Source organism: Clostridium prolinivorans, from assembly GCF_004011155.1.
GTDB classification, from domain to species: Bacteria; Bacillota; Clostridia; order Clostridiales; family Clostridiaceae; genus Clostridium_AT; species Clostridium_AT prolinivorans.
Map to the genome: position 1 here is coordinate 139,254 of NZ_RJWG01000002.1, position 22,804 is coordinate 162,057.

Genomic DNA, 22,804 nt, shown 5'->3' on the forward strand with positions numbered 1-22,804 from the left:
GTTTTATATATATTTTATATATATTATAATACATAAATTTAGAATTTAAAAATGAATATTCTTTGAACATATTATTTTATTATCTGAATTAAAAAACAATATACTTAAAATATAAAATTAAAAATATATTAAAACTTTTTTACTTAAATTTATTATTTATATGCATTAATATTAACATTTTTGTTTATCTTTTGGAGGAGTAATACAATAATTTACAACAATTGAAACAATTATTCCTACAAAAGTATCTAAGAGCCTGTTAATACTATAAAAAAGAGGATTACTTTCTTTTAAGTTAATCATTATAGCGCAAAAAACAATACAACCTATTGAAGAAGCTTCTTTTATATTAAACAAATTACATAAATATATAACACAAACAATCCCTATCCCTATAAATAAAATATTACCAGGCATTATACTTGAAAAAATAAACCCTACAAAAGCACCTATAGAAGTCCCAACCATTCTGTTTTTACCAGCCTTTAAAGAGCCTTCTACTGATCCTTGCATAGAAATCACAGAAGCTATAGCAGCATAAAAAGGATATTCCATATTTAATATTTCAGATATCAAAATTGATATACATACTGCTATAGCTGTTTTTATATTTCTCATGCCAATTTTTTTAAATTTAATATTCAAATGTATCACTTCGCCTATTTTATTTTTATGTATAAACAAAAATTTAAAATTTTTAATATAAAATAAATTTATATAGTTTAACACATAACATTATTTATTATTTCCTTTTGAGCTTTGTAAACATTAGGAACATAACTTTTTAAAAGTTTAATATTACCTTTTATTTCATAACTTCCTAAAGCTGCAGGTATCATTAAGCTATCTCCTTTTTTTATTTTTTCACTTCCATCTTTATATATAATTTCTCCTTCTCCATCTACAACAGTAAATATGTAAAATCTTTCTATATCGCTACATTCTTTTAAACTTTTATTTATATCATAAAGTTCAAGAGCAAAATTTTCGCAAAGACAATAATAAGTTTTACTATACCCATCTCCTTCAAGCTTTAATCCTCTGCTTTTTTCTCCTCTCAAATTTAGATCAACTACATCTAAAGCTTTATCAATATGTAACTCTCTTCCTCTATTATAATCATAAACTCTATAAGTTGTATCGCTATTTTGCTGTATTTCTGCAATAATTACCCCTTCTCCAATAGCATGAATTAATCCACTTTTTACAAAGTAAACATCTCCCTTATTAACATATACTTTATTCATAAGGTTATCAAAATTGCCTGATTCTATAGCTTTTTTAAATTCTTCCTTTGTACAATCTTTTGTTCCAACAACTAAATTAGCTCCTTCAAAAGCATCAACAACATACCATACCTCTGTTTTACCCATTTCCCCCTCTACTTCTTTAGCATATTTGTCATTAGGGTGAACTTGAACTGAAAGCTTATCTTTAGCATTAATTAATTTTACTAAAAGTGGAAACCAATCTTTTGGTATTTGTGTACCTAAAAGTTCATCACCTTTTAATTTTATAAGTTCATCTAATTTTATTCCCTTAAATTTACCATTTGATACAACGCTTGTACCATGTGGATGACAGGCAACATCCCAACTTTCTCCAATATTACCTTCTGGAAGATTATCTCTAAAATTTTCTAAATCTCTTCCTCCCCAAATTTTTTCAAAATATATGTTTTCAAATTTTAATGGATACATTTAAAAGCCCTCCCATGAAAATTTTAATAATCATAATAAAATAATTATAATTTTATAACAATTTAATTTATAAATATTCTATCAAAACTTTAATAAAAAAACTATACGAATATTATAACATAATTATTATTTATAATTTTGTTATAATTTTTTATTTAAATTTTAAATATATTTTTCAAATTTAATATTTATGCTAAAATAATAATGGCAATAATTAAATTATAAATATAAATTATAATAATAATTAAATAATACAAAAGTAAAAGGGAGTGTTTTAAATTAAAGTAAGGTCTTTATTTAGCATTATAATATCTAAAATAATAATAAAATTATCTAAAATATTATTTAAAGGTGGAAGCAATTTCCCTGGTAAAATAGCACTTAAGATAGATAAAAATATTTTATCTGTAACTTCTAAAGGTTATGACGTTATACTTGTTACAGGAACAAATGGTAAAACTACAACTACAAATTTTATATATAATATTTTAAAGCAAAATTATGAATTTGTAATAACTAATAATACAGGTGCCAACATGCTTACTGGTATAGTATCCTGTTTTATAGAACATTATAAATTTAAAAAAAATAATAATATTAAAAAATATGCAGTAATTGAAGTAGATGAAGCTAATGTGCCTTTAATTACCGAATTTATAAAGCCTAAAATTATAACTGTTACTAATTTATTTAGAGATCAACTTGATAGGTATGGAGAAGTTTATACAACATTAAATAAAATTTTATCAGGAATAGAAAAAACACCTCATTCTATATTAGTATTAAATGGTGATGAATCTCTTTTAGGTGATTTAAATCTTTCAAATAAAATTTTATATTATGGATTTAATTTTTCATCTGAATCTAAAAACAGCATAGACATAAATGCAGATTCAAAATTTTGCAAAAAGTGCAAAACTCCATATAGTTATGAATTTATTACTTATAATCATTTAGGTAAATTCTTTTGCTCTAATTGCGGATATAAAAGACCTGAACTTGATTATTCTTTAAATAATATAATAAATCAAACTTCAAGTTCTTCTTTAGTTAATATAGATGGAAATGAATATCTAATTAATCAGCCTGGTACATATAATATTTATAACGCATTATGTGCTTATGCTGTATGTAAAACTTTAGGCATAGATAATTCAATAATTTTTAATGTATTTAAAAGTACATCAAGTAGTTTTGGAAGACAGGAATCATTAAATATAAATGATAAAGAAGTTAAAATTATATTAGTAAAAAATCCTGCTGGCTTTAATGAAGCTATAAATACTGTTATTCTTGATAAAAAAAAGATAAGTGCTGCCTTTTTATTAAATGATAATTATGCTGATGGAAGAGATATATCTTGGATATGGGATGTAGACTTTGATAAACTTTCTTATATAGATTTAGATAAAGTATTAATATCCGGTACAAGATTATATGATATGGCAATAAGACTTAAAGTCTCTGGCATTTCAAAAGAAAATTTTGTTCTTTGCGAAACTTTTGAATCGCTTCTTGAAAATATAGAAAAATGTAATACCTCTACAATATATGTTTTAGCAACTTATACTGCTATGATTAATTTTAGAAAATTTTTACATAAAAAAGGGTATATCAAAAAATTGTGGTAGATTTTATTTTAAGTGAAGGTGAAAATTGTGGAAATAAATATATGTCATTTATATCCTGACTTATTAAATGTATATGGTGATTTAGGAAATATATTAATACTCAAATACAGATTAGTTCAAAGAGGAATACAAGTAAACATATCTAATATATCTATAGGAGATGATTTCGATCCTAATAAATTTGATATAGTGTTTTTTGGAGGAGGTCAGGATTACGAACAGTCCATAGTTTCTAAAGACTTAATGGACAAAAAAGCATCTAGTATAAGTAAATACATAGAATCTTCTAAAGTATTTTTAAGTATATGTGGAGGATATCAACTTTTAGGAAAATATTATACTACTCCTAAAGGTGAAAAGCTTCAAGGTTTAGGAATTTTAGATATATATACTGAAGGGTCAAATAAAAGATTTATTGGTAATACTGTTATATATAATGAAGAATTTAATGAAACTTATGTTGGTTTTGAAAATCATTCAGGTAAAACCTATATAGGTAATCTTAAGCCTTTAGGTAAGGTTATAGCTGGCTATGGTAATAATGGTGAAGATGGATTTGAAGGATGTATTTATAAAAATACTTTCTGCACTTATTTTCATGGTCCTCTTCTTTCTAAAAACCCTGAATTAGCTGACAGACTTATTATAAAAGCTTTAGAGAAAAAATATGGAAGTGGCTTAATTTTAGAAGATCTTGATGATAATTTTGAAATTAAAGCAAAAGAATTTATTGTAAACAGAGAAAAAAAGAGGACATAATTTCGTCCTCTTTTTTCATTATAATTTAAAATTATCTCATTTTTCTTATAACTCCATCATATACATCTTCTACCATTCCCATCATCATATCTCCAGATTTTCTAAGTTTTTTTCTTGTATTTCTATTAAGCTGAGGAGCAATTAACATTCCTGCTACAGCTCCAATCATAACTCCTGCAGATGCACTTTTCATAAATCCCATATTCTAACACCCCTTTCTTATTTTAGATAAACAAATTAATATTTAAAAATATCATATTGTAAATTATGACATTTTTAAAATATTATTTATTGTTTATTATGGTATTAGAATATGCAATTTTTATTTTATTAGTCATTGAAATTACTGTTAAGTAATTCATCCATTGCCTCATTAGCAAGTTTATCACATCTATTATTGTATTGATTGTCAGAATGTCCTTTAACTTTAATAAATTCCACATCGTGATATTTAAGAAGTTTTATTAAATTTTCCCAAAGTTCTTTATTTTTAACAGGCTCTTTAGATGAATTTTTCCATCCATTTTTTTGCCAATTTTCCAGCCATTTTTGATTTACAGCATTAACTACATAGGCAGAATCACTATATAGTTTAACTTTACATGGTTCTTTAAGCATAGACAAAGCATGTATAACTGCCGTAAGTTCCATTATATTATTTGTTGTATTTCTAAAAGCTTTTTTTATTTCTTTTTGGATGCCATTATACATAAGTATAATGCCAAAAGCACCTATAGTATTCTCTTTTCCATTGCCTCTACAAGCTCCATCAGTATATATTTCTACTTTTTTCATTTACTTTCTCCCCGCTTTTAGCCTTTGTTGATAATTTTTTAATATATTTTAAAAGTCTGGCAACATTTTGAGCTCCAACCATATTTGATATAAAAGATACTCCTTCTTTTATAATTTTTATAATATTTTCTTTACCGCTCCAATTTGATAATATAATTTCTTCAGGTATTTCATTTATTATTTTATTCATAGCAAAAAATATAATAGCAACATCATCTATTTTACCTATAAATGGTATAAAATCAGGCAATATATCTATTGGAGAAGAAATATACCCAATAAGACTTCCTACTAAAATTTTAGTTTTTGCGTCTACTCTTTTGTCTTTAAAAAGTCTCCATAAAAGAACTGTAATGTCTGGTATAATTAATGCATATTCTAATATATCTTTATATTTATAATCAACTTTATTTTTTAAATTATTCCTTATTTTATTATAAGTATCATATGCCTTATATTGATTTTTTTCTTTTTTTAAATCAAATTTTGAAGTTTCTTTAGATGGTTCATATATTATATCAGAAATTTCAATTTCTATTGCATTTTTTAACAAGTTTATATTATTTAGTTTAAAATAAAAAAATGGTATAAATTTTAATATCAAATTTAAATCTATATATAAATTATCTTTTTTTACAATAATGCCATTTTTCTCAAAATCTTTTAAAAGATTTTTTAATGCAAATCTTTTAACTGAAGATGTTATTCCTATTTTAGCAATTTTAAAATTAAAAATTTTAACACATAATTCATTGTTTTTTATATTACCTAATCCTACAGTTAGTCTGAATGGAATTTTTACTCCCTTTTTATAACTTCCATAAATATTTATCAATTCATCTATTTCTAAATTTTCAATTTTTAAGCCTTCAACTTTAATATATTCTTTAACAATTTCAATTAAATCTTTAGATGTTAATTTTACAGTAGTACTACTAACGTTCATATAGATTCCCCCTTTTAATTTATATCTATGAACATAATTAAAGTATATAATAAATTTTAATTAATGCAACAACCATTTTATTCTTTGGAATAATTTACTTTAGCAAAATTTATGATTTTCATTAGACATATTTTTTTTAATAATTATAATATTTATTATGATTATTGAATATTTTAATAAATTATATCCTAATAATTTAAAATAATAATAAATAAATATTTTTATATTAAACAACTATTGAGAGGGGGTTATCATAGGCATGAACAAAAATAAGAAAAAATATATCTATATACCTGCATTTATAGCTGTTTTATCTGCATTAGTTTTATTAATTTTTAATTTAAGCGGCAAATCTTCATATTATAAACTTTATGTTGATTTTTTAACAGATGTTTCAAATAAAAATATATCAACAGTTTATATTACTAATTCTTCTAAAATCAAAGTAAAAATGAACAACGGGGAAATATATGAAACAGATAATCCAAGAACAGATAGTTTTAAAGAGGAACTTTTAAAACAAGGCATTAAAGTTTCTGAAAGTTCACCGCTTTCTGCTAAACAGGCAATTCCAACTATACTTTTAAGTTCTTCTTTAGCTTTTATGGCTGTTATGGCCGTTAAAACTAAAGGATTAAATCCTAAAAAATTAAAAGGGGTTGATAGCCTCGATGTTTCCTCTGTATCAAATATTCCTTTTAATTTTAATTCTTTTGCAGGAAATGAAGAAGCCAAAGAAAGTGTAAAAGATATTGTAGATTTTCTTAAAAATCCAGAAAAATATAATGCTTATGGAGCTAGAATGCCAAGAGGTATAATACTTTATGGTGAACCAGGTACAGGTAAAACTCTTCTTGCAAAAGCAGTTGCCGGAGAAGCAAATGTACCATTTTATGCAGTTTCTGGTTCTGATTTTGTACAAGTTTATGTAGGAGTAGGTGCAAGCAGAATACGCCAACTATTTAAAAAAGCTAAATCAAATGGCAGAGCTGTTATATTCATTGATGAAATTGATGCTATAGGTAAAAAAAGAGATGGTTCTAAAAATGGCGGATCAGATGAAAGAGATCAGACTTTAAATGCACTTTTAACTGAAATGTCTGGTTTTAATGAAAAAGATGGTATAGTAGTTATGGCTGCTACAAATAGACTAGATATACTTGATCCTGCACTTTTAAGACCTGGAAGATTTGATAGACATATTGAAATAACTCTTCCAGATGTTAAAGCTCGTGAAAAAATATTAGCACTTCATTTAAAAAATAAACCTGTAAAAGATATCGATATACATGAATGGGCTCAAAAAACTTCATATTTTTCAGGAGCAAAACTCGAAAATTTAGTAAATGAAGCTGCTATACTTGCAGCAAAAGAGGATAGTAAATTTATTCAAAATATTCATATGGACAAAGCTTATTCAATTGTACTTGCAGGTTATGAAAAAATCGAAAGAGATTATATAAAAGATAAGGATAAAAAAATAACAGCTTATCATGAAGCTGGACATGCTCTTTTAACACTTAAAGTGCTCCCTAATGATAAATTATCTAAAGTAACAATAATTCCTACAAGTAAAGGAGCTGGAGGATATACTTTAAGTATACCTGAAGATAAACTTTATCAAAACAAAGATTATTTAAAAAGAAGAATAATGGTTCTACTTGCTGGACGTGCAGCTGAAGAAATAATATTTGGAACTGAATTTATAACAACTGGGGCTCATAATGATATTGAACAAACAACTAAAATAGTTTCCAGCATGATTACTCAATATGGAATGGGAGAAACTTTAGGTCTTTTAAATTTAGAACAGTTATCTTATTTAAATTATATAAGTACTGAAGACATAGTTAAAGAATGTAAAAATACTGTAAATTCTTTATATGAAGAAGTTAAATCCATAATTTTAAATAACAAAGATTTATTAGAAAAAATAGCAACTGCTTTAATAGAAAAAGAAACACTTCTTTATGAAGATATTGAAAATTTATTAGCAGCTTAAAATATTTTTAAATTATATATAAATATTCTTAATAAATAAAAAGTCATGCATAAATTAAAGAAAATTATTTATATGCATGACTTTTTATTTTTTTGATGAGAGAGGATTATTATTTTACTTGATAATAATATAACTTTAAAACTTAATCTAGTAAAATAATAATCCGAGCAGGGAATATCTTTTATCTGACCAGAGAGGATTATTATTTTACTTGATAATATATAACTTTAAAACTTAATCTAGTAAAATAATAATCCGAGCAGGGAATATCTTTTACCTGACCAGAGAGGATTATTATTTTACTTGATAATATATAACTTTAAAACTAACACATCAAGCTTTAAACTTTAATATATATAATAAATATCCTGATATAATCCCTCCTATAATTCCTCCTAAATGTCCAAAATTATCTATATTAGATATTGTAAGCCCTAATATTAAATTAGCTACAATTACAGAAGTAATATTTTTCAAAAAATCTTTCCCCACAATTTCTTTCATCTTTATTGCAAAAACAAAAATTGTTCCTAAAAGTCCAAAAATAGCTCCAGAAGCTCCTATAGATACCCCTTGTGAAAACATAAAGCTAAATAAAGAAGACATAATTCCACTTACAAAATATATAATTATATATTTTATTTTACCATATAATTTTTCAACTAAAGGCCCAATAGAATATAGAGAATACATATTTAATGCCAAATGTACTATTCCACCATGTAAAAACATACATGTTATTAACCTATAAAATTGTCCTTGCCTTATGTATGGATTATATTTAGCACCTAAATGTATAAGTACATTTATATCACTATAAAAAATATTTTTAGACAAAATAGCTGTAACTATATAAATAATTATATTTAAACTTATAATACAATATGTGATTATAGGTTTAAACTTTTCCTTTTCTTTTTTATTTGCAATTTCATTATTATAGATTATACTTGCTAATTCTTGCACAAAATCTTGATCTTTATAGCCATATTTAATTATTTTATTATTTTTATAGTCTATATAAATCAAATCATCTTTTAAATTAGTATAATTTAATTCTAAATTATATTCTTTAACATCAATCAAATATATTTTTACAATATCTATATCATAACAATTTAGTTTTAATTGTAAATGTTCAAGCAAAGAAAAATCATCGTATTTTTCTTCATCGCTTTTTATAAATAATATAACTCTTTTTTTATTATAATTTATATTTTTTACTAATGCCCAATTAGACTCAAATATAAAAATATCATCTATTGTAATGACTCCATAACCATAAAATCTACACATTTCATTTATAATATGTTTTATATAATTTTCTTTCATAAAAAATTTATTACCCTCCCTCTATGATATTTAATTTATTAAATTATGTTGATATTTATCTAATTTTTAAAACTAAAAGTGGCTGCCTCAAAATAGATTATACAAATTAACTTCTATTTTTAGGACAGCCACTTTTAAAGCACCATAGACTCAATAACTAAATTATTATTTTTTAATAAATCTATTTCATAAAATTCTATTGGAAGCTTTGTCTTACTATCATAAAGGACCCTTATTACTGGTCTATCTGGAAAATTTTTATTTTGTCTTACAACATATCCCTCTACAGAATTTGATAGTTTTACACATGCGCCTAATGGATAAACAGAAAAAGTGCTTTTGAAATTTTTTACAAAATTTTCATCAAAAGCTTGAGAACTTCCTGCTAAAATAAGCTCATAAGCTTCATTAGGGCTAAATTTTTTTCTGTATACCCTATCACTTCCAACTGCGTCATATACATCGCAAATACATACTATTTTCCCAAATTTAGAAATTTCATTCCCCTTTAAATTAAAAGGATATCCCTTACCATCCACCCTTTCATGATGCTGAACAACAGCTTTAATTGCATTATAAGGTATATTAATATTTTTTATAAGTATTTCTTTACCATAAAGTGGATGTTTTTTTATTTCCATAAATTCTTCATTTGTCAAGGAACCTTTTTTGTTTATAATTTTATTAGATATTTTTATTTTACCTATATCATGTAGAATAGCACCTATAGCTAATTCATTAAGTTCTGTTCCTGAAAGTCCTGAAGATATTCCAAGGAAACAAGACATTATACAAGTATCTAGTGAATGTACAAATGTATAATTGTCATAGGTTTGTATGTCATATAAGCTTTTATTTACATCACCCATGTTAATTATATAATCTACAAGATCCTCTACTATCTCTAAAGATTCGCTAACTTTTCTTTTATTACAACTATAAACATTTTTTAATATAGTAGACATATTTTTCATAACAGCTTGTTTAAGCTCTAATAATTTATTATCTTCTATTTCTACATCTTCAAGTCTATCATCTTCAATATATATATAAAATACGCCTAATTCTTTTAGCTTCTTAATATAATTTCTATTTAGGCGAACTCCTTCTTTTAATAAAATTTTACCATCATTTGTTAATATGTTTTTACCCAATACTTCATTATCTTTAACTCTATCAATAAACTCAAGTCTCATAGTATACCTGCCTTTTCCTTTTGTCCTTTTTATTATACTATGTAATATTGTAAAATTCATCAATTTTTTTATTTTTTTAGAATATATTGAGTAATAATGTAGATTTTTAAAATATTATACTTTATTTATTCTTTGTATTCTTCTTCTTTGTTTTTTATATTTTCAAAAACTTTATTCATTTCTTCTTGAATTATTTCACAAGCTAATTGTATTTTTTCTTCCATTTTATTATGCTCTTCTATATAATCAAATTTTAAAACCCAGGTAGGATTATATTCATCATCCACCTCTTCTAATATAAAACCATTTTCTTCAAAAGCTGAAGCATCAAATAAATCATAAATAGCATAAAATTCCCATTCTTCAACATCTCTATTTGTGTCAAAAAATATATTTACCTTTTCTCCATCATAGTAAAATTTAGTTATATACTCTGCTCCTTCATTTACAGCAAAACTTCCCATTTCCTTTATAAATTGATTAGTTTTTATATCCTTTTCCATAAGAACTAATGATGAAAAATCCAAAATTATCATCCTTTCTAAAGTTAAATATATAATTATGATATCATAAATCTACATTTATTAAACAAAAAATTTATTTATAAAATAAGAATTTAAAGTCAAAAAATTTTTATCTTTATTAAAAATCTATTGCAAATAATTTGCATTTATATATAATTATATTAGTAATAATATTTAAGAATGGAGAAAGCTTTATGCTTACAATAAACGAATTATGTTTTTCATATAACAATTCTTTACCTTATTTAATTGATAACTTAAATTTACATATAGATAAAGGTTCTTATGTATCTATAATAGGTAAAAATGGCAGTGCCAAAAGCACATTAATCAAGCTTATACTTGGTTTTCTTAAACCTAAATGCGGCAAGATATTAATAAATACTGATAAAATAGGTTATGTACCTCAAAGAATGGAAGGATATAATCCTCAATTTCCAATAACCGTAGAAGAAATGTTAGAATGTCATAGAAAAGTTTTAAAACTTAAAAATAAAAATTTAATAACCTCTAATTTAGAAAAAATTAATATGATTCAATATAAAAGTTCCCTTATAGGAAATCTATCTGGAGGTCAAATGCAAAAAGTTTTTATAGCTAGAGCTATAATGGGAAATCCTGAACTTCTTATACTAGATGAACCTTCTACTGGCATTGATGTTAAAAGTCAGAAAGAGATTTATACTATTATAAAGCAATTAAATAAAAATTTAGGTGTAACTGTTATTTCAGTAGAACATAATTTAGAAGCTGCTTTATCTAATTCAACTCATATATTTAAAATGGATGATGGAAAAGGTGCTCTTTATACAACATCTGAATTTAGCAAATATTTTAATATAAATTTATTGTAATGGAGGAAAATATGCTTCAATATAGTTTTATGCAAAACGCTCTGTTAGCAGGCGTTTTAATTTCTATTCTCTGTCCAATAGTAGGAGTTTTTCTTGTGCTTAGAAGATATTCTATGATGGGTGATACATTATCACATTCTTCTCTTGCCGGAGTTGCTATAGGTCTTATTCTAGGCACTAATCCTCTCCTTACTGCTTTTATTTTTACTTCTATTTGTGGAATACTTATAGAAATTTTACGAAATTACTATAAACAATATTCTGAACTTGTAATGTCTATAATACTTACATTAAGTTTAGGTATAGCAATAATATTAATAAGTACTGGTAAAGCATCTGCTAACATAAATTCTTTTTTATTTGGAAGTATACTTACTGTTTCTTCTAAAGATTTATATATAATATCTATACTAAGTATAATTTCTATTATTCTTTTAATATTTTTATACAACAAACTTCTATATATAACTTTTGATGAGCAAGGAGCCTTTATTTCAGGAATAAATGTTAAACTTATAAATTATTTATTCATACTTTTAGTTGGAGCAACTATATCTGTATCCATAAGAATAATGGGTATACTTGTTATTTCTTCTATGATAGTAATACCTGTTGCAACTTCTATGCAGCTTAATAAAGGATTTAAAAAAACTCTTTTTTATTCTATATTATTTGCTTTTATAGATATTATTTTAGGTCTTATATTATCTTATTATATAAATAGTGCTCCTGGAGGTACTATATCTTTAGTGTCGGTTATATTACTTGTACTAATTATTATTTTTAAAAATATAGTAAAAAAATAAAAAGAATATGTAGTATCAATTGATACTACATATTCTTTTTATTTTGAATGATTTTTACATTCATCACATATACCTTTTATTTTTAAATCATGTTCCGTTAATACAAAACCTGTTTTATTTTTAATTATTTCTTCTATTTGAAGCATAGGACAATCAATTTCCACTTCTTTATGGCAAAGACTACACTCTAATATATGTTTGTGATTTTCTTTTTTTATTATATAACTAAATTTATCTTCACCTAAATTTAATTTTTCTATTATATTTTTATTTTCTAATATATCCATTGTTCTATATATTGTTGATAAATCTATTTTTAATCCTCTTTTTTTGCATTGTTCATATATATAATCTACAGTTACTGCATCTTCAGTACTTAAAAGTATATTAAGTATAGCAATTCTTCCTTTTGTAACTTTTATATTATTCTTTTTTAAAAGATTTTCTGGTTCCATTTAATCACCACATTATACAATTTTATATAATATTATAACATATTATATAAAATAAATGTAGGATTAAAAAATCATTTATCTATAAAAATATCATCTTTAATCCAAACAAAATAAGTATAACACCACCTAAATAGTCAGCATATTTATATACTGCATTTATTTTTTTTAAATATTTAGATATAAAAAATGCTCCAATAGAAGCTATTAAAGTAACTATTCCAATAAATATAGTATATTTAAGCATTATGAAAATATTGTTAATATTATGAAATACAGTAAAACCAACTACCATAGCATCTATACTTACAGATACTCCTAATATAATATACATACTTGGCTTAATTAAAGGACATTCTCCTTTATTATCATATCCTTCTTTAAGCATCATAATACCAACTATTCCTATAATAATTCCTCCAATTGTTTCTGGTATAGCAGCTATTTTAGTATTGAACCAAAATCCTAAATAACTGCCAATTAAAGAAAATAAAAACTGAAAAAATCCAAAAGATAATGCAAATAAATATTTATTATTTTTTCTTATGTGATTATTTAGTCCTATGCATACGGCTGTTCCAAAAGCATCCAAAGATAATCCTACAGCTATAGTAAAAATAGAAAATATTGAATACTCCAAAATATATCTTCCTTTCTTTTTATAAATTCATAATTTAATTTTACTAAAATAGTCCGCTAAAAAGCGGACATAACTACATATATTTATTTGTAATTTTTAATAACTTTTTCAAAGGCTTCTAATGCAAATTCAAGTTGTTCTTTTGTATGAGTAGGAGTATAACTTGTTCTAAGAAGAGCACAGCCTTTTTCAACTGCTGGTGAAACTGCTGGATTTACATATACACCTGCATCTAATAGTTCCATAGTCATTTTAAAAGCTTTATAATCATCTCCAACGATTATAGGAACTATTGGAGTTTTAGTCCCCCCAACTGAAAGACCCATTGATTTAAATCCTTCTTTCATAAATTCAGCCATAAATTCAGCATTTTCCCATAATTTTTTAATTCTTTCTGGTTCTGATTCTAATATATTTATTGCTTCCATAGCAGCTGCTGCATTTGCTGGAGGTATAGATGCACTAAATATAAATGGTCTTGAATTATGCTTTATATAATGTATAACATCTTCTTTTGAAGCAACATAGCCTCCTAAACTTGCTAAAGATTTACTAAATGTTCCCATTATTATATCAACTTCATCTTCTAATCCAAAATATTCTGCTGTACCACGGCCATGTTCACCCATAACTCCAAGGCCATGAGCATCATCTACCATAACTCTAGCTCCGTATTTTTTTGCAAGTTTAACTATTTCAGGAAGATTTGCAATATCACCTTCCATACTAAATACACCATCAACTACAATAAGTTTTCCTTTATCTTCTGGAATAGATTCTAATATCCTCTCTAAGTCTTCCATATCATTATGCTTAAATTTTAACAATTTCCCAAAACTTAATCTACAAGCATCTACAATGCTTGCATGATTTTGTTTATCTCCAATTATATAATCATTTCTTCCAACAAGTGCAGAAATAATTCCTAAATTAGTTTGAAAACCTGTACTAAAAACTAAAGCTGCTTCTTTTTTTACAAAAGATGCAAGTTTTTCCTCAAGTTTAATATGTAAATCTAAAGTCCCATTTAAAAACCTAGAGCCAGAACATCCTGACCCATATTTTTCTATAGCTTTAATAGCCGCCTCTTTAAGTCTTGGATCTGAAGTAAGCCCTAGATAGTTATTAGAACCAAGCATTATAACTCTCTTACCATCCATTATAACTTCAGTATCTTGACCTGAGGTAAGTGCATGGAAATAAGGATATATACCTGCTTTCATAGCTTCTTTAGCATCAGTGTAGTTAAAACATTTTTCGAAAATATCAACCATTGGAAATTTTCTCCCCTTCCATAATAAAAAACAAAATAATGAATGCATTTTAAAATAATTATATCACAATATTAGCACATAACTAAAAAATATCATATAATTTTTTAAGATATTTTACTAGTTTTTTACTTTTATACATCGTTAAAATTTAATTTGGTAAAATAATAATCTAAACAGGGAATATCTTTTATCTGACCAGAGAGGATTATTATTTTACTAAGCACTAATATAATCCTTAAATCTTAATAGAGTAAAATAATAATCCGAGCAGGGACCAAGCAGGAAATATTTTTACTTATCAAAGACAATTATTATTTTATTATATAATAATAAATTGAATTATAAAAAAATATTTATTGCATTTATATAATATTTGGTACATAATAAATATAGCTAAAATTTGTAATTTATAACTAATCCAATATGAAAATTAAATTTAGTCTAGTAGAATAATAATTTAATCTGGGAATATATTTTTACCTTAGTAGAGAGGATTATTATTCTACTAAGCACTAATATAAACCTTAAATCTTAATATAGTAAAATAATAATCCGAGCAGGGAATATCTTTTATCTGACCAGAGAGGATTATTATTTTACTAAGCACCAATATAAATCTTAATATAGTAAAATAATAATCCGAGTAGGGAATATCTTTTATCTGACCAAAGAGGATTATTATTTTACTATATATTATAATATACCTAATTTTATACATAAAACATTTATAATTTTAGAGGTGAATTGTGTGCAAAATAATTACAGCAAAGTTGTACTTATAACAGGAGCTTCATCTGGTATAGGAAAAGCAACTGCTTATACTCTTATGGAAAAAGGTTTTAAAGTTTATGGAACTTCTAGAAAAATAGCTTCAGAAACTACTGTTAAAGCTAAAAAAGGCAATGGTTTTTTAAAAATGATACCACTTGATGTATGTTCTCAAGAATCAATAGATAATTGTATTAAATATATTTTAAAAGAAGAATCTTCAATAGATATACTTATAAACAATGCAGGTTTTGGAATTGCAGGTTCAGTTGAAGATACTTCTTTTGAAGAAGCTTTTAAACAATTTGATACTAATTTTTTTGGAGTACTTAGAATGTGTAGAGCCGTTCTCCCTAAAATGAGAGAACAAAAAAATGGACTTATTATAAACATTAGTTCTGTAGCAGGACTAATATCAATTCCTTATCAATCAATGTATAGTGCCAGTAAATATGCCCTTGAAGCAATGACTGAAGCCTTAAGAATAGAGGTAAAACAATTTGGAATAAAAGTTTCTATGGTTGAACCAGGTGATACTAAAACTGGTTTTACAGCAAAACGAGAATATACTCATAACTCATTAAATTCTGTTTATAGTGATAAATTTAAAAAATCTATTAAAACTATGGAAAGAGATGAACAAAATGCTCCATCACCTAAATTAGTTGTAAATGCTATACTAAAAATCATAAATTCAGATAATCCTCCTATAAGAATAACTGCCGGATTTTCTTACAAAATTTTAGTATTTTTAAAAAGGCTTCTTCCCTCAAGGTTTGTTGAATATGTAGTAAGCAAAATCTATTCATAATTTAATTTTAAATATTTAATATGATTATCTCATAAAAGTATTTTTATTAAATATTTACCTATATATAATAGTGTAATAGAAATTTATAAATACTATAAATTGTATAATAAAAATTAATTTACAGATTATTGCGGGTTAATCTTAATATACTATATGAATATTTGTAAGCTTTACATATAAATATCTTAAGGCTGTGTACATAAATTATGTTATAACTATATTAAACAAAAATAAAATATGTGTAAATGAGTTTTTAATGAAGTTTAAAACCCATTTACACATATTTTGCTTATTATATTAATTGATAAAAACAACCCCTATATTTTATTTCTGCTCTTTTATAATACCTTTTCTGTAAACATCTAAAAGTTTTTCTAAATCATTTATTTGAATTTTAAGTTCATATCCAATATCCGTATCCCCAACCCTTTTTCTTTCTACCCCTGTTTCTAATATTACTGTAGTAGATAATATATCTTTTTCCTCTTCAATAGCTTTATAAGTTGATTCAAAAGGTTCATGTGATACTAATAAAAGTCCATAAGAATTATATATAAGTGTATATCCTGCTATTCCTGTCTGCCCTTGATAAGCTTTTGAAAAGCCTCCGTCTATAACTAAAAGTTTTCCATTTGCTTTTATTGGACTTTCTCCATTTTTGCTCTTAACTGGTACATGGCCATTTATAATGTGAGATTTTTCTGGATCTAATCCAAATTCTTTTAAAATCGAATTGCATACTTTTTCATCATCTCTTAAATAAAAATATGGATTTTTTTCTTCTATATGAGTTTCCTTTTCTTCTATAAAATATCTTTCAAAAGTTGCCATTTTGTTTTTACCAAACAAAGGCGAATCTGGTCCATTCCATAGATACCATATAATGTCCATACCATAAAGTTTAGCTTTTGGATTGTTTTTATAAAAATATCCCTCTCTTACTAAAATTTCTAATCTATCCAAAAAAGCTTTGCCGCTATATTCATGTCCTGTTTTGCCTATTTTAACTTTTTTAAAACTTCCATCTTCATTTAATGGTATACATCCATGGTATAGCAAATTAGAATTGTACTTTAAATACATACTCCCTTTGGTAAAGAGAAATCTTACATGTTTTTGAAGTTTTTCACTATTTAAAAAAGAAGATTTTAGTCTTTCCATTAGTTCTATCTCTTCTGGTATAAGTTCGTATGGATCTTGTGGATTAATCGTTGGAAAATTACTATCTTTTAATTTATAAATCTTACCATTCAAATTTATAGTACCTTTTTCATAATTAATCTTATTTAAAAGAAGTCTATCATTCATTTCAAAATATGGACGCCTTTTAATTACTTCTCCCTCTAGTTTAAACTGTATTATAGATATAGCTTTATGCATTTTGGATATAAGCCTTATATCCTTTTCACTATAGTTTTTACTGCTTTCAATTTTTGGTTTAAAACTTAAACATTCATCATTTTTATAAAAATCTATAGCAAAAGTAGCAAGTGGCAGCAAATTAATTCCATAGCCATCTTCTATAGTATCTAAATTTGCATATCTAGCACATATTCTAAGTACTGTTGCAATACAAACTTCACTTCCTGCTGCAGCTCCCATCCAAAGTATATCATGATTCCCCCATTGTATATCCACAGAATGATAATTTACAAGTGTATCCATTACAATATCTGCGCCTGGACCTCTATCAAATATATCTCCTAAAATATGTAACCTATCTATAACCAGCCTTTGAATTAGTTTTGATATTGCTATTATAAATTCATTAGCTCTTCCAATTCTTATAATAGTTTTTATTATTTCATTATAATATTCTTCTTTATCTATTCTATCTGGCTGTTCATGAAGAAGCTCCTCTATTATATATGAAAAATCACTTGGAAGTGCTTTCCTCACTTTAGAACGAGTATATTTTGATGATACATATCTGCAAATTTCAATCAATCTATATAATGTAATTTTATACCAATCTTCAATATTTTTTTCGTTTTTTAAAGTAATTTCAAGCTTTTGCTCTGGATAATAAATTAATGTAGCTAAACTTTTTATATCTTGTTCTCTTAAAGAATTTCCAAAAATATCATATATTTTGCGTTTTATTACTCCAGATGCATTTTTTAATACATGATTAAAAGCCTCATATTCTCCATGAATATCTGTTAAAAAATGTTCTGTACCTTTGGGCAGATTTAAAATAGCTTGTAAATTTATTATCTCTGTACAAGCCTCAGCTATAGTTGGATATTGATTAGATAAAAGTTTTAAATACCTTAATTCATTTTCAAATTCTTGAGTTAAATTATCTTCACTATAAGGCATTTATAATCCCCCTTTTTTTATTACTTTGTTTATGTCATATAGACTGAAAAGCATAACATTAGTATAACATATTTTATTATTTTTTGAATTTATTTGTTTATTAAATATACAAATATTACCTTATAACTTTTTTTAAAACATATGTCGATCATTTTTTTTAATGCCCTAAGATTTATACTATTGGCAACAGTTTTACTAGTGCTTTTTAACTATTTTATTCAGTTATCAATATAAATTTTGGTATATTAGGATATTATCATAAATCAATCATAATTATCTTATAACTTTTTAAATACATATTGACAAAATTCGATTTGATGAATATACTATAATTAATCAAAAGTAAGTAATCAAAAGTGTAAAAAAGCTTTTATATTACATAATAAAGTTTAATACTGTTTTTAAGATACCGTTTCTAAAAAAGTAAGCCGCTTGTAAATAGGCAAGCGGCTTATAAAGCAAATATCACATCGATAAATTTGAATATATCGATTTCAAGGAGGAAAATATAATGCAAACTCTAAAATCAATTTGGGATTTATTTCAAAATGAATTTCTCGGCATGAGGTGGCTTAATAGTTTAATTGGTAATCTACTGAAAGCTTGCGGATTAAATACCACAGGAAAAATTGGCGGAAGTGTTCAATTTTTTATTTACGATACGATTAAAATTATGGTACTGCTTGGCGTTTTGATTTTGATTATCTCATATATTCAAAGTTATTTCCCACCGGAGCGAACAAAAAAGATACTCGGTAGATTTCATGGCATTGTTGCAAACTGTATTGCCGCACTACTAGGTACAGTAACGCCGTTCTGCTCATGTTCTTCCATTCCGCTATTTATCGGATTTACAAGTGCAGGTTTGCCACTTGGGGTTACATTCTCATTCTTGATTTCCTCCCCAATGGTAGACCTTGGCTCTTTAGTGCTGCTTATGAGCATTTTCGGGTGGAAAATTGCCGTTATATATATGGTACTCGGATTAGTAATCGCTGTTATTGGTGGTACAGTTATTGAAAAGCTGCACCTTGAAAATCAAGTAGAAGAATTTATTCGTAGCGGCAATACTCTTGATATTTCAAAAGAGGAACTTTATTTTAAAGACCGTATCAAATACGCATGGGAGCAGGTCATAGAAACTGCTAAAAAGGTTTTGCCCTATGTCTTAATCGGTGTTGGTATTGGTGCATTTATTCATAACTGGATACCTGAAGATTTTATTGTTAGTATACTTGGCACAGGCAATCCATTTGGTGTTATTCTTGCTACCATTGCTGGAATTCCTATTTATGCGGACATTTTCGGAACAATTCCAATTGCCGAAGCTTTACTTTCAAAAGGTGCACAACTTGGAGTTGTCCTCTCGTTTATGATGGGCGTTACCACGCTTTCGCTACCTTCAATAATTATGCTTAGAAAAGCAGTTAAGCCCAAGCTTCTCAGTATTTTCATTATGATTTGTATCATGGGCATTATTCTTGTAGGATATTTCTTCAATGCAATTCAATATTTGCTTGTATAAATGTTTTATGCTTTTTTGTTAAATTTTCTAACAAAACAAAAAAATTATTTGCCTAACGAAAACTCAAATCCCCATAAATTTTAAAGCTTAAGTGCGGTTTTGAAATATCAAATCAAAGCCGCTATATTTTTTTAAAACTTGAATTTAATATAGAATATATTTTTATATTAGTTAAATTTATTTTTGATCTTGAAAGGCTTAATACACAAAATTACATCCTTTTTAGCATTAATTTATATAAATTTCTATTGAAATAAATGTTAAATAATAATACTATAATAAACATATAAAATAATATTTATAAATTTCATGTAAATAGGTAAAATAAAATATAGTTTAAATTTATTTATAATGCTTATTTATAAATTGAGGTGTTTTTATATGAGAATAAAATTAACAGAAGATGTTCAATATATATTAAATAAATTAAAGGAAAATAACTATGAAGCTTTTGTAGTTGGTGGTTGTGTTAGAGACAGTATATTAAAAAGACCTTTAAAAGACTGGGATATCACAACTAATGCTTTGCCAAACCAAATTATGAAACTTTTTGAACATACAATTCCTACAGGTATTAAACATGGAACAGTAACCGTAGTAATTAATGAAAAATATTTTGAAGTAACTACTTATAGATTAGATGGAAATTATACTGATAATAGACATCCTGATGAAGTTATTTTCACTTCTTCTTTACAAGAAGATTTAAGCCGAAGAGATTTTACTATTAATTCTTTAGCTTATAATGAAGAACATGGGCTTATTGATATATTTAATGGAGTATGTGATTTAAAAAATAAATTAATTAAATGTGTAGGAGATCCAGATAAAAGATTTAATGAAGATGCACTTAGAATGCTTAGGGGAATTCGATTTGCTTGCGAATTAGATTTTAATATTGAAAATAATACATATAAAGCAATATGCAAAAATCATGCTCTTTTACAAAATATAAGCTTTGAAAGAATTCGAGATGAATTTATAAAAATACTTTTAACATCATATCCAAGCAGAGGTATAAGAATGCTTCAAAACACAGGTCTGCTTAAATTTATAATTCCAGAACTCAATGAATGTGTAGGATTTGATCAAAAAAATCCTCATCATGATAAAGATGTTTTTAATCATATTATGGCTGTATTAGATAATTCTCCTGATATTTTAGCAGTAAGGTTAGCTGCTCTTTTACATGATATTGGTAAACCCAGAACATTTACAATTGATGAAAAAGGTATAGGACATTTTTATGGTCATAATATGATAAGCGCTGATATGGCTGAAATTATATTAAAAAGACTTAAGTTTAATAGTGATATAATAAAAAAAGTAACTATTATAATTAAAGAACATATGTCTGCCTATAATATTATGAAAAATAAAGCTTTGAAAAAGTTTATAGCTAGAGTAGGAGTCCAAAATATAGAAGATTTATTTGAACTTCAAATTGCAGATAGTAAAGGTCATAATAGTAATTCTGATTTTTCTCCTATATTAAAAAGACGAGAAGAAGTTAGAAAAATACTAAAATCAGGCGAAGCTTTTAATATAAATCATCTTAAAATAAATGGGAATGACTTAATTGAATTAGGTATAAAGCCTGGTAAACAAATAGGCATAATTTTAAATAAACTTTTAGATATGGTTATGGAAAAACCTGAGCTTAATAATAAAAATAGTTTAATAAATATAGTTAGAGATAAATATTTATAATTTTATAATATGATTAACCACAATAAGTTGTAAATTAATTTTCACTATACACTTTATAGTATTTCTAAATTTCTATTACATCTATATAATTGTAAATATTTAATAAAAGACTTTTATTAGATAACCATAATATTCATTAATTAAAAAAGTATTTGTATGATATTCAAAATTTTATATTATAAATATCATACAAATACTTTTTATTTTACACTACCTCTATTTTCATAAAATGCATTTGTTTTGCTTGAGGTTTTATATAAGATATATTTCTAGCATTGTAAGTGTTTTGAGATATTAAAGGAATTTTTACCCCTTTATTAATTGTCATAGCTGTAATTATTGCTGAATGATATATAACTTTTTTAAAATTTTCATATTGAATTACATCGCCGATTTTTAACATTTCTATGCTCGGAACTTCAATTGCTCTTAATCCTTTAAGCTTTCTCTCATTCCTGCTTTTTAAAGTCCAATAAAGAGAGTGTGCTACTGCCCAAGACAAAGACCATTTATCATTCATACTATTATTAGGATCTTTTTTATACCACCAAGGATAAATATCATAAGCAAAAGGAGCTCCACCTGCTTTTAAGCACTGAGATATAAAATTAGTGCAGTTTCCTCCTCCATCGCCATAAGAAGCAAAAAATCTATAATTATTATTTGGAGTTAAAGCATAAGTAAGAGCATACCTTACTGCTTCTTTTGCATTATAATTATTATATCTATAAAAATTTCCGTAATATATCATAGAATA

21 protein-coding genes are annotated in these 22,804 nt (G+C 25.4%); 8 read left to right on the forward strand and 13 right to left on the reverse strand.

Annotation, left to right across the window (positions count from 1 at the left end; genetic code table 11):
* Positions 1-171 precede the first annotated feature (171 nt).
* Both EGD97_RS03355 and manA read right to left on the reverse strand, forming a co-directional pair.
* The gene (locus EGD97_RS03355; RefSeq protein ID WP_228201964.1) at positions 172-645 is read right to left on the reverse strand and encodes an FUSC family protein; all 474 of its coding nucleotides are present in this window, start codon (positions 643-645) and stop codon (positions 172-174) included.
* A gap of 77 nt (positions 646-722) precedes the next feature.
* Positions 723-1,700, reverse strand: coding sequence for a mannose-6-phosphate isomerase, class I (gene manA / locus EGD97_RS03360; RefSeq protein ID WP_127836496.1), 978 nt, complete (start codon positions 1,698-1,700; stop codon positions 723-725).
* A 278-nt stretch (positions 1,701-1,978) separates the two neighbouring features.
* Between manA and EGD97_RS03365 the strand changes: the two genes are divergently transcribed.
* Positions 1,979-3,331: a Mur ligase family protein gene (locus tag EGD97_RS03365; protein ID WP_164850156.1), complete on the forward strand. Its 1,353-nt coding sequence runs from the start codon at positions 1,979-1,981 to the stop codon at positions 3,329-3,331.
* Positions 3,332-3,358: 27 nt separating this feature from the next.
* On the forward strand, positions 3,359-4,090 hold the full coding sequence (locus tag EGD97_RS03370) for a type 1 glutamine amidotransferase (protein ID WP_078682414.1): 732 nt from the start codon (positions 3,359-3,361) through the stop codon (positions 4,088-4,090).
* Between the two features lie 31 nt (positions 4,091-4,121).
* On the opposite strand, the gene EGD97_RS03375 is transcribed toward EGD97_RS03370, so the two are convergent.
* The 3 genes from EGD97_RS03375 to EGD97_RS03385 form a co-directional block, all read right to left on the reverse strand.
* The gene (locus EGD97_RS03375) at positions 4,122-4,292 is read right to left on the reverse strand and encodes a YtxH domain-containing protein (RefSeq protein WP_078682415.1); all 171 of its coding nucleotides are present in this window, start codon (positions 4,290-4,292) and stop codon (positions 4,122-4,124) included.
* Positions 4,293-4,420: 128 nt separating this feature from the next.
* Complete coding sequence (gene rnhA, locus EGD97_RS03380; protein WP_127836497.1) at positions 4,421-4,885, reverse strand: ribonuclease HI; 465 nt, start codon at positions 4,883-4,885, stop codon at positions 4,421-4,423.
* Entirely contained in the window at positions 4,860-5,831 is a 972-nt protein-coding gene (locus tag EGD97_RS03385; protein WP_078682417.1) for a YkvA family protein, read from the reverse strand. Before EGD97_RS03385 ends, rnhA begins: the two co-directional genes overlap by 26 nt.
* Positions 5,832-6,090: 259 nt before the next feature.
* Between EGD97_RS03385 and EGD97_RS03390 the strand changes: the two genes are divergently transcribed.
* Positions 6,091-7,833: an ATP-dependent metallopeptidase FtsH/Yme1/Tma family protein gene (locus tag EGD97_RS03390; protein ID WP_127836498.1), complete on the forward strand. Its 1,743-nt coding sequence runs from the start codon at positions 6,091-6,093 to the stop codon at positions 7,831-7,833.
* A gap of 333 nt (positions 7,834-8,166) precedes the next feature.
* Here the strand turns inward: EGD97_RS03390 and EGD97_RS03395 are convergent, their stop codons facing one another.
* The 3 genes from EGD97_RS03395 to EGD97_RS03405 all read right to left on the reverse strand — a co-directional run bounded on the left by EGD97_RS03395 (position 8,167) and on the right by EGD97_RS03405 (position 10,888).
* Positions 8,167-9,165 carry a rhomboid family intramembrane serine protease gene (locus EGD97_RS03395; RefSeq protein ID WP_127836499.1) on the reverse strand — a complete coding sequence of 333 codons (999 nt, stop codon included), beginning with the start codon at positions 9,163-9,165 and terminating at the stop codon, positions 8,167-8,169.
* A 134-nt stretch (positions 9,166-9,299) separates the two neighbouring features.
* Positions 9,300-10,361 (reverse strand): HD-GYP domain-containing protein, encoded by a 1,062-nt coding sequence (locus EGD97_RS03400; RefSeq protein WP_127836500.1) that lies wholly within the window; start codon positions 10,359-10,361, stop codon positions 9,300-9,302.
* A 125-nt stretch (positions 10,362-10,486) separates the two neighbouring features.
* Complete coding sequence (locus EGD97_RS03405; protein WP_127836501.1) at positions 10,487-10,888, reverse strand: DUF6762 family protein; 402 nt, start codon at positions 10,886-10,888, stop codon at positions 10,487-10,489.
* A gap of 191 nt (positions 10,889-11,079) precedes the next feature.
* Between EGD97_RS03405 and EGD97_RS03410 the strand changes: the two genes are divergently transcribed.
* Together EGD97_RS03410 and EGD97_RS03415 are read left to right on the forward strand one after the other, a co-directional pair.
* Complete coding sequence (locus tag EGD97_RS03410) at positions 11,080-11,739, forward strand: metal ABC transporter ATP-binding protein (protein WP_127836502.1); 660 nt, start codon at positions 11,080-11,082, stop codon at positions 11,737-11,739.
* 11 nt (positions 11,740-11,750) lie between these two features.
* Complete coding sequence (locus EGD97_RS03415) at positions 11,751-12,545, forward strand: metal ABC transporter permease (RefSeq protein ID WP_127836503.1); 795 nt, start codon at positions 11,751-11,753, stop codon at positions 12,543-12,545.
* Between the two features lie 38 nt (positions 12,546-12,583).
* Here the strand turns inward: EGD97_RS03415 and EGD97_RS03420 are convergent, their stop codons facing one another.
* From EGD97_RS03420 to EGD97_RS03430, 3 genes are all read right to left on the reverse strand, one after another.
* Positions 12,584-13,000 (reverse strand): Fur family transcriptional regulator, encoded by a 417-nt coding sequence (locus tag EGD97_RS03420; protein WP_127836504.1) that lies wholly within the window; start codon positions 12,998-13,000, stop codon positions 12,584-12,586.
* A 79-nt stretch (positions 13,001-13,079) separates the two neighbouring features.
* Positions 13,080-13,637 (reverse strand): manganese efflux pump MntP, encoded by a 558-nt coding sequence (locus EGD97_RS03425; RefSeq protein WP_127836505.1) that lies wholly within the window; start codon positions 13,635-13,637, stop codon positions 13,080-13,082.
* An 83-nt stretch (positions 13,638-13,720) separates the two neighbouring features.
* Complete coding sequence (locus tag EGD97_RS03430; protein WP_127836506.1) at positions 13,721-14,911, reverse strand: aminotransferase class I/II-fold pyridoxal phosphate-dependent enzyme; 1,191 nt, start codon at positions 14,909-14,911, stop codon at positions 13,721-13,723.
* Positions 14,912-15,659: 748 nt separating this feature from the next.
* Between EGD97_RS03430 and EGD97_RS03435 the strand changes: the two genes are divergently transcribed.
* Positions 15,660-16,490, forward strand: a complete 831-nt coding sequence (locus EGD97_RS03435) for an SDR family NAD(P)-dependent oxidoreductase (protein WP_164850152.1) — start codon at positions 15,660-15,662, stop codon at positions 16,488-16,490.
* A gap of 324 nt (positions 16,491-16,814) precedes the next feature.
* Here the strand turns inward: EGD97_RS03435 and EGD97_RS03440 are convergent, their stop codons facing one another.
* Entirely contained in the window at positions 16,815-18,812 is a 1,998-nt protein-coding gene (locus EGD97_RS03440) for a fructose-1,6-bisphosphatase (protein ID WP_127836508.1), read from the reverse strand.
* A 511-nt stretch (positions 18,813-19,323) separates the two neighbouring features.
* Between EGD97_RS03440 and EGD97_RS03445 the strand changes: the two genes are divergently transcribed.
* Together EGD97_RS03445 and EGD97_RS03450 are read left to right on the forward strand one after the other, a co-directional pair.
* Positions 19,324-20,337, forward strand: coding sequence for a permease (locus EGD97_RS03445; protein WP_078682429.1), 1,014 nt, complete (start codon positions 19,324-19,326; stop codon positions 20,335-20,337).
* 381 nt (positions 20,338-20,718) lie between these two features.
* Entirely contained in the window at positions 20,719-22,047 is a 1,329-nt protein-coding gene (locus EGD97_RS03450; RefSeq protein ID WP_078682430.1) for a CCA tRNA nucleotidyltransferase, read from the forward strand.
* A 205-nt stretch (positions 22,048-22,252) separates the two neighbouring features.
* Here the strand turns inward: EGD97_RS03450 and EGD97_RS03455 are convergent, their stop codons facing one another.
* The gene (locus EGD97_RS03455) at positions 22,253-22,798 is read right to left on the reverse strand and encodes an amidase domain-containing protein (protein ID WP_078682431.1); all 546 of its coding nucleotides are present in this window, start codon (positions 22,796-22,798) and stop codon (positions 22,253-22,255) included.
* Positions 22,799-22,804 lie beyond the last annotated feature (6 nt).

Bases quoted from the DNA above. Each gene is read 5' to 3' on its own strand.
- EGD97_RS03395 (WP_127836499.1), bottom strand. From the start codon at position 9,165: ATGAAAGAAAATTATATAAAACATATTATAAATGAAATGTGTAGATTT.
- EGD97_RS03445 (WP_078682429.1), top strand. From the start codon at position 19,324: ATGCAAACTCTAAAATCAATTTGGGATTTATTTCAAAATGAATTTCTC.
- EGD97_RS03455 (WP_078682431.1), bottom strand. From the start codon at position 22,798: ATGATATATTACGGAAATTTTTATAGATATAATAATTATAATGCAAAA.
- EGD97_RS03420 (WP_127836504.1), bottom strand. From the start codon at position 13,000: ATGGAACCAGAAAATCTTTTAAAAAAGAATAATATAAAAGTTACAAAA.
- rnhA (WP_127836497.1), bottom strand. From the start codon at position 4,885: ATGAAAAAAGTAGAAATATATACTGATGGAGCTTGTAGAGGCAATGGA.
- EGD97_RS03390 (WP_127836498.1), top strand. From the start codon at position 6,091: ATGAACAAAAATAAGAAAAAATATATCTATATACCTGCATTTATAGCT.
- manA (WP_127836496.1), bottom strand. From the start codon at position 1,700: ATGTATCCATTAAAATTTGAAAACATATATTTTGAAAAAATTTGGGGA.
- EGD97_RS03430 (WP_127836506.1), bottom strand. From the start codon at position 14,911: ATGGTTGATATTTTCGAAAAATGTTTTAACTACACTGATGCTAAAGAA.
- EGD97_RS03415 (WP_127836503.1), top strand. From the start codon at position 11,751: ATGCTTCAATATAGTTTTATGCAAAACGCTCTGTTAGCAGGCGTTTTA.
- EGD97_RS03440 (WP_127836508.1), bottom strand. From the start codon at position 18,812: ATGCCTTATAGTGAAGATAATTTAACTCAAGAATTTGAAAATGAATTA.
- EGD97_RS03410 (WP_127836502.1), top strand. From the start codon at position 11,080: ATGCTTACAATAAACGAATTATGTTTTTCATATAACAATTCTTTACCT.
- EGD97_RS03385 (WP_078682417.1), bottom strand. From the start codon at position 5,831: ATGAACGTTAGTAGTACTACTGTAAAATTAACATCTAAAGATTTAATT.
- EGD97_RS03400 (WP_127836500.1), bottom strand. From the start codon at position 10,361: ATGAGACTTGAGTTTATTGATAGAGTTAAAGATAATGAAGTATTGGGT.
- EGD97_RS03450 (WP_078682430.1), top strand. From the start codon at position 20,719: ATGAGAATAAAATTAACAGAAGATGTTCAATATATATTAAATAAATTA.
- EGD97_RS03375 (WP_078682415.1), bottom strand. From the start codon at position 4,292: ATGGGATTTATGAAAAGTGCATCTGCAGGAGTTATGATTGGAGCTGTA.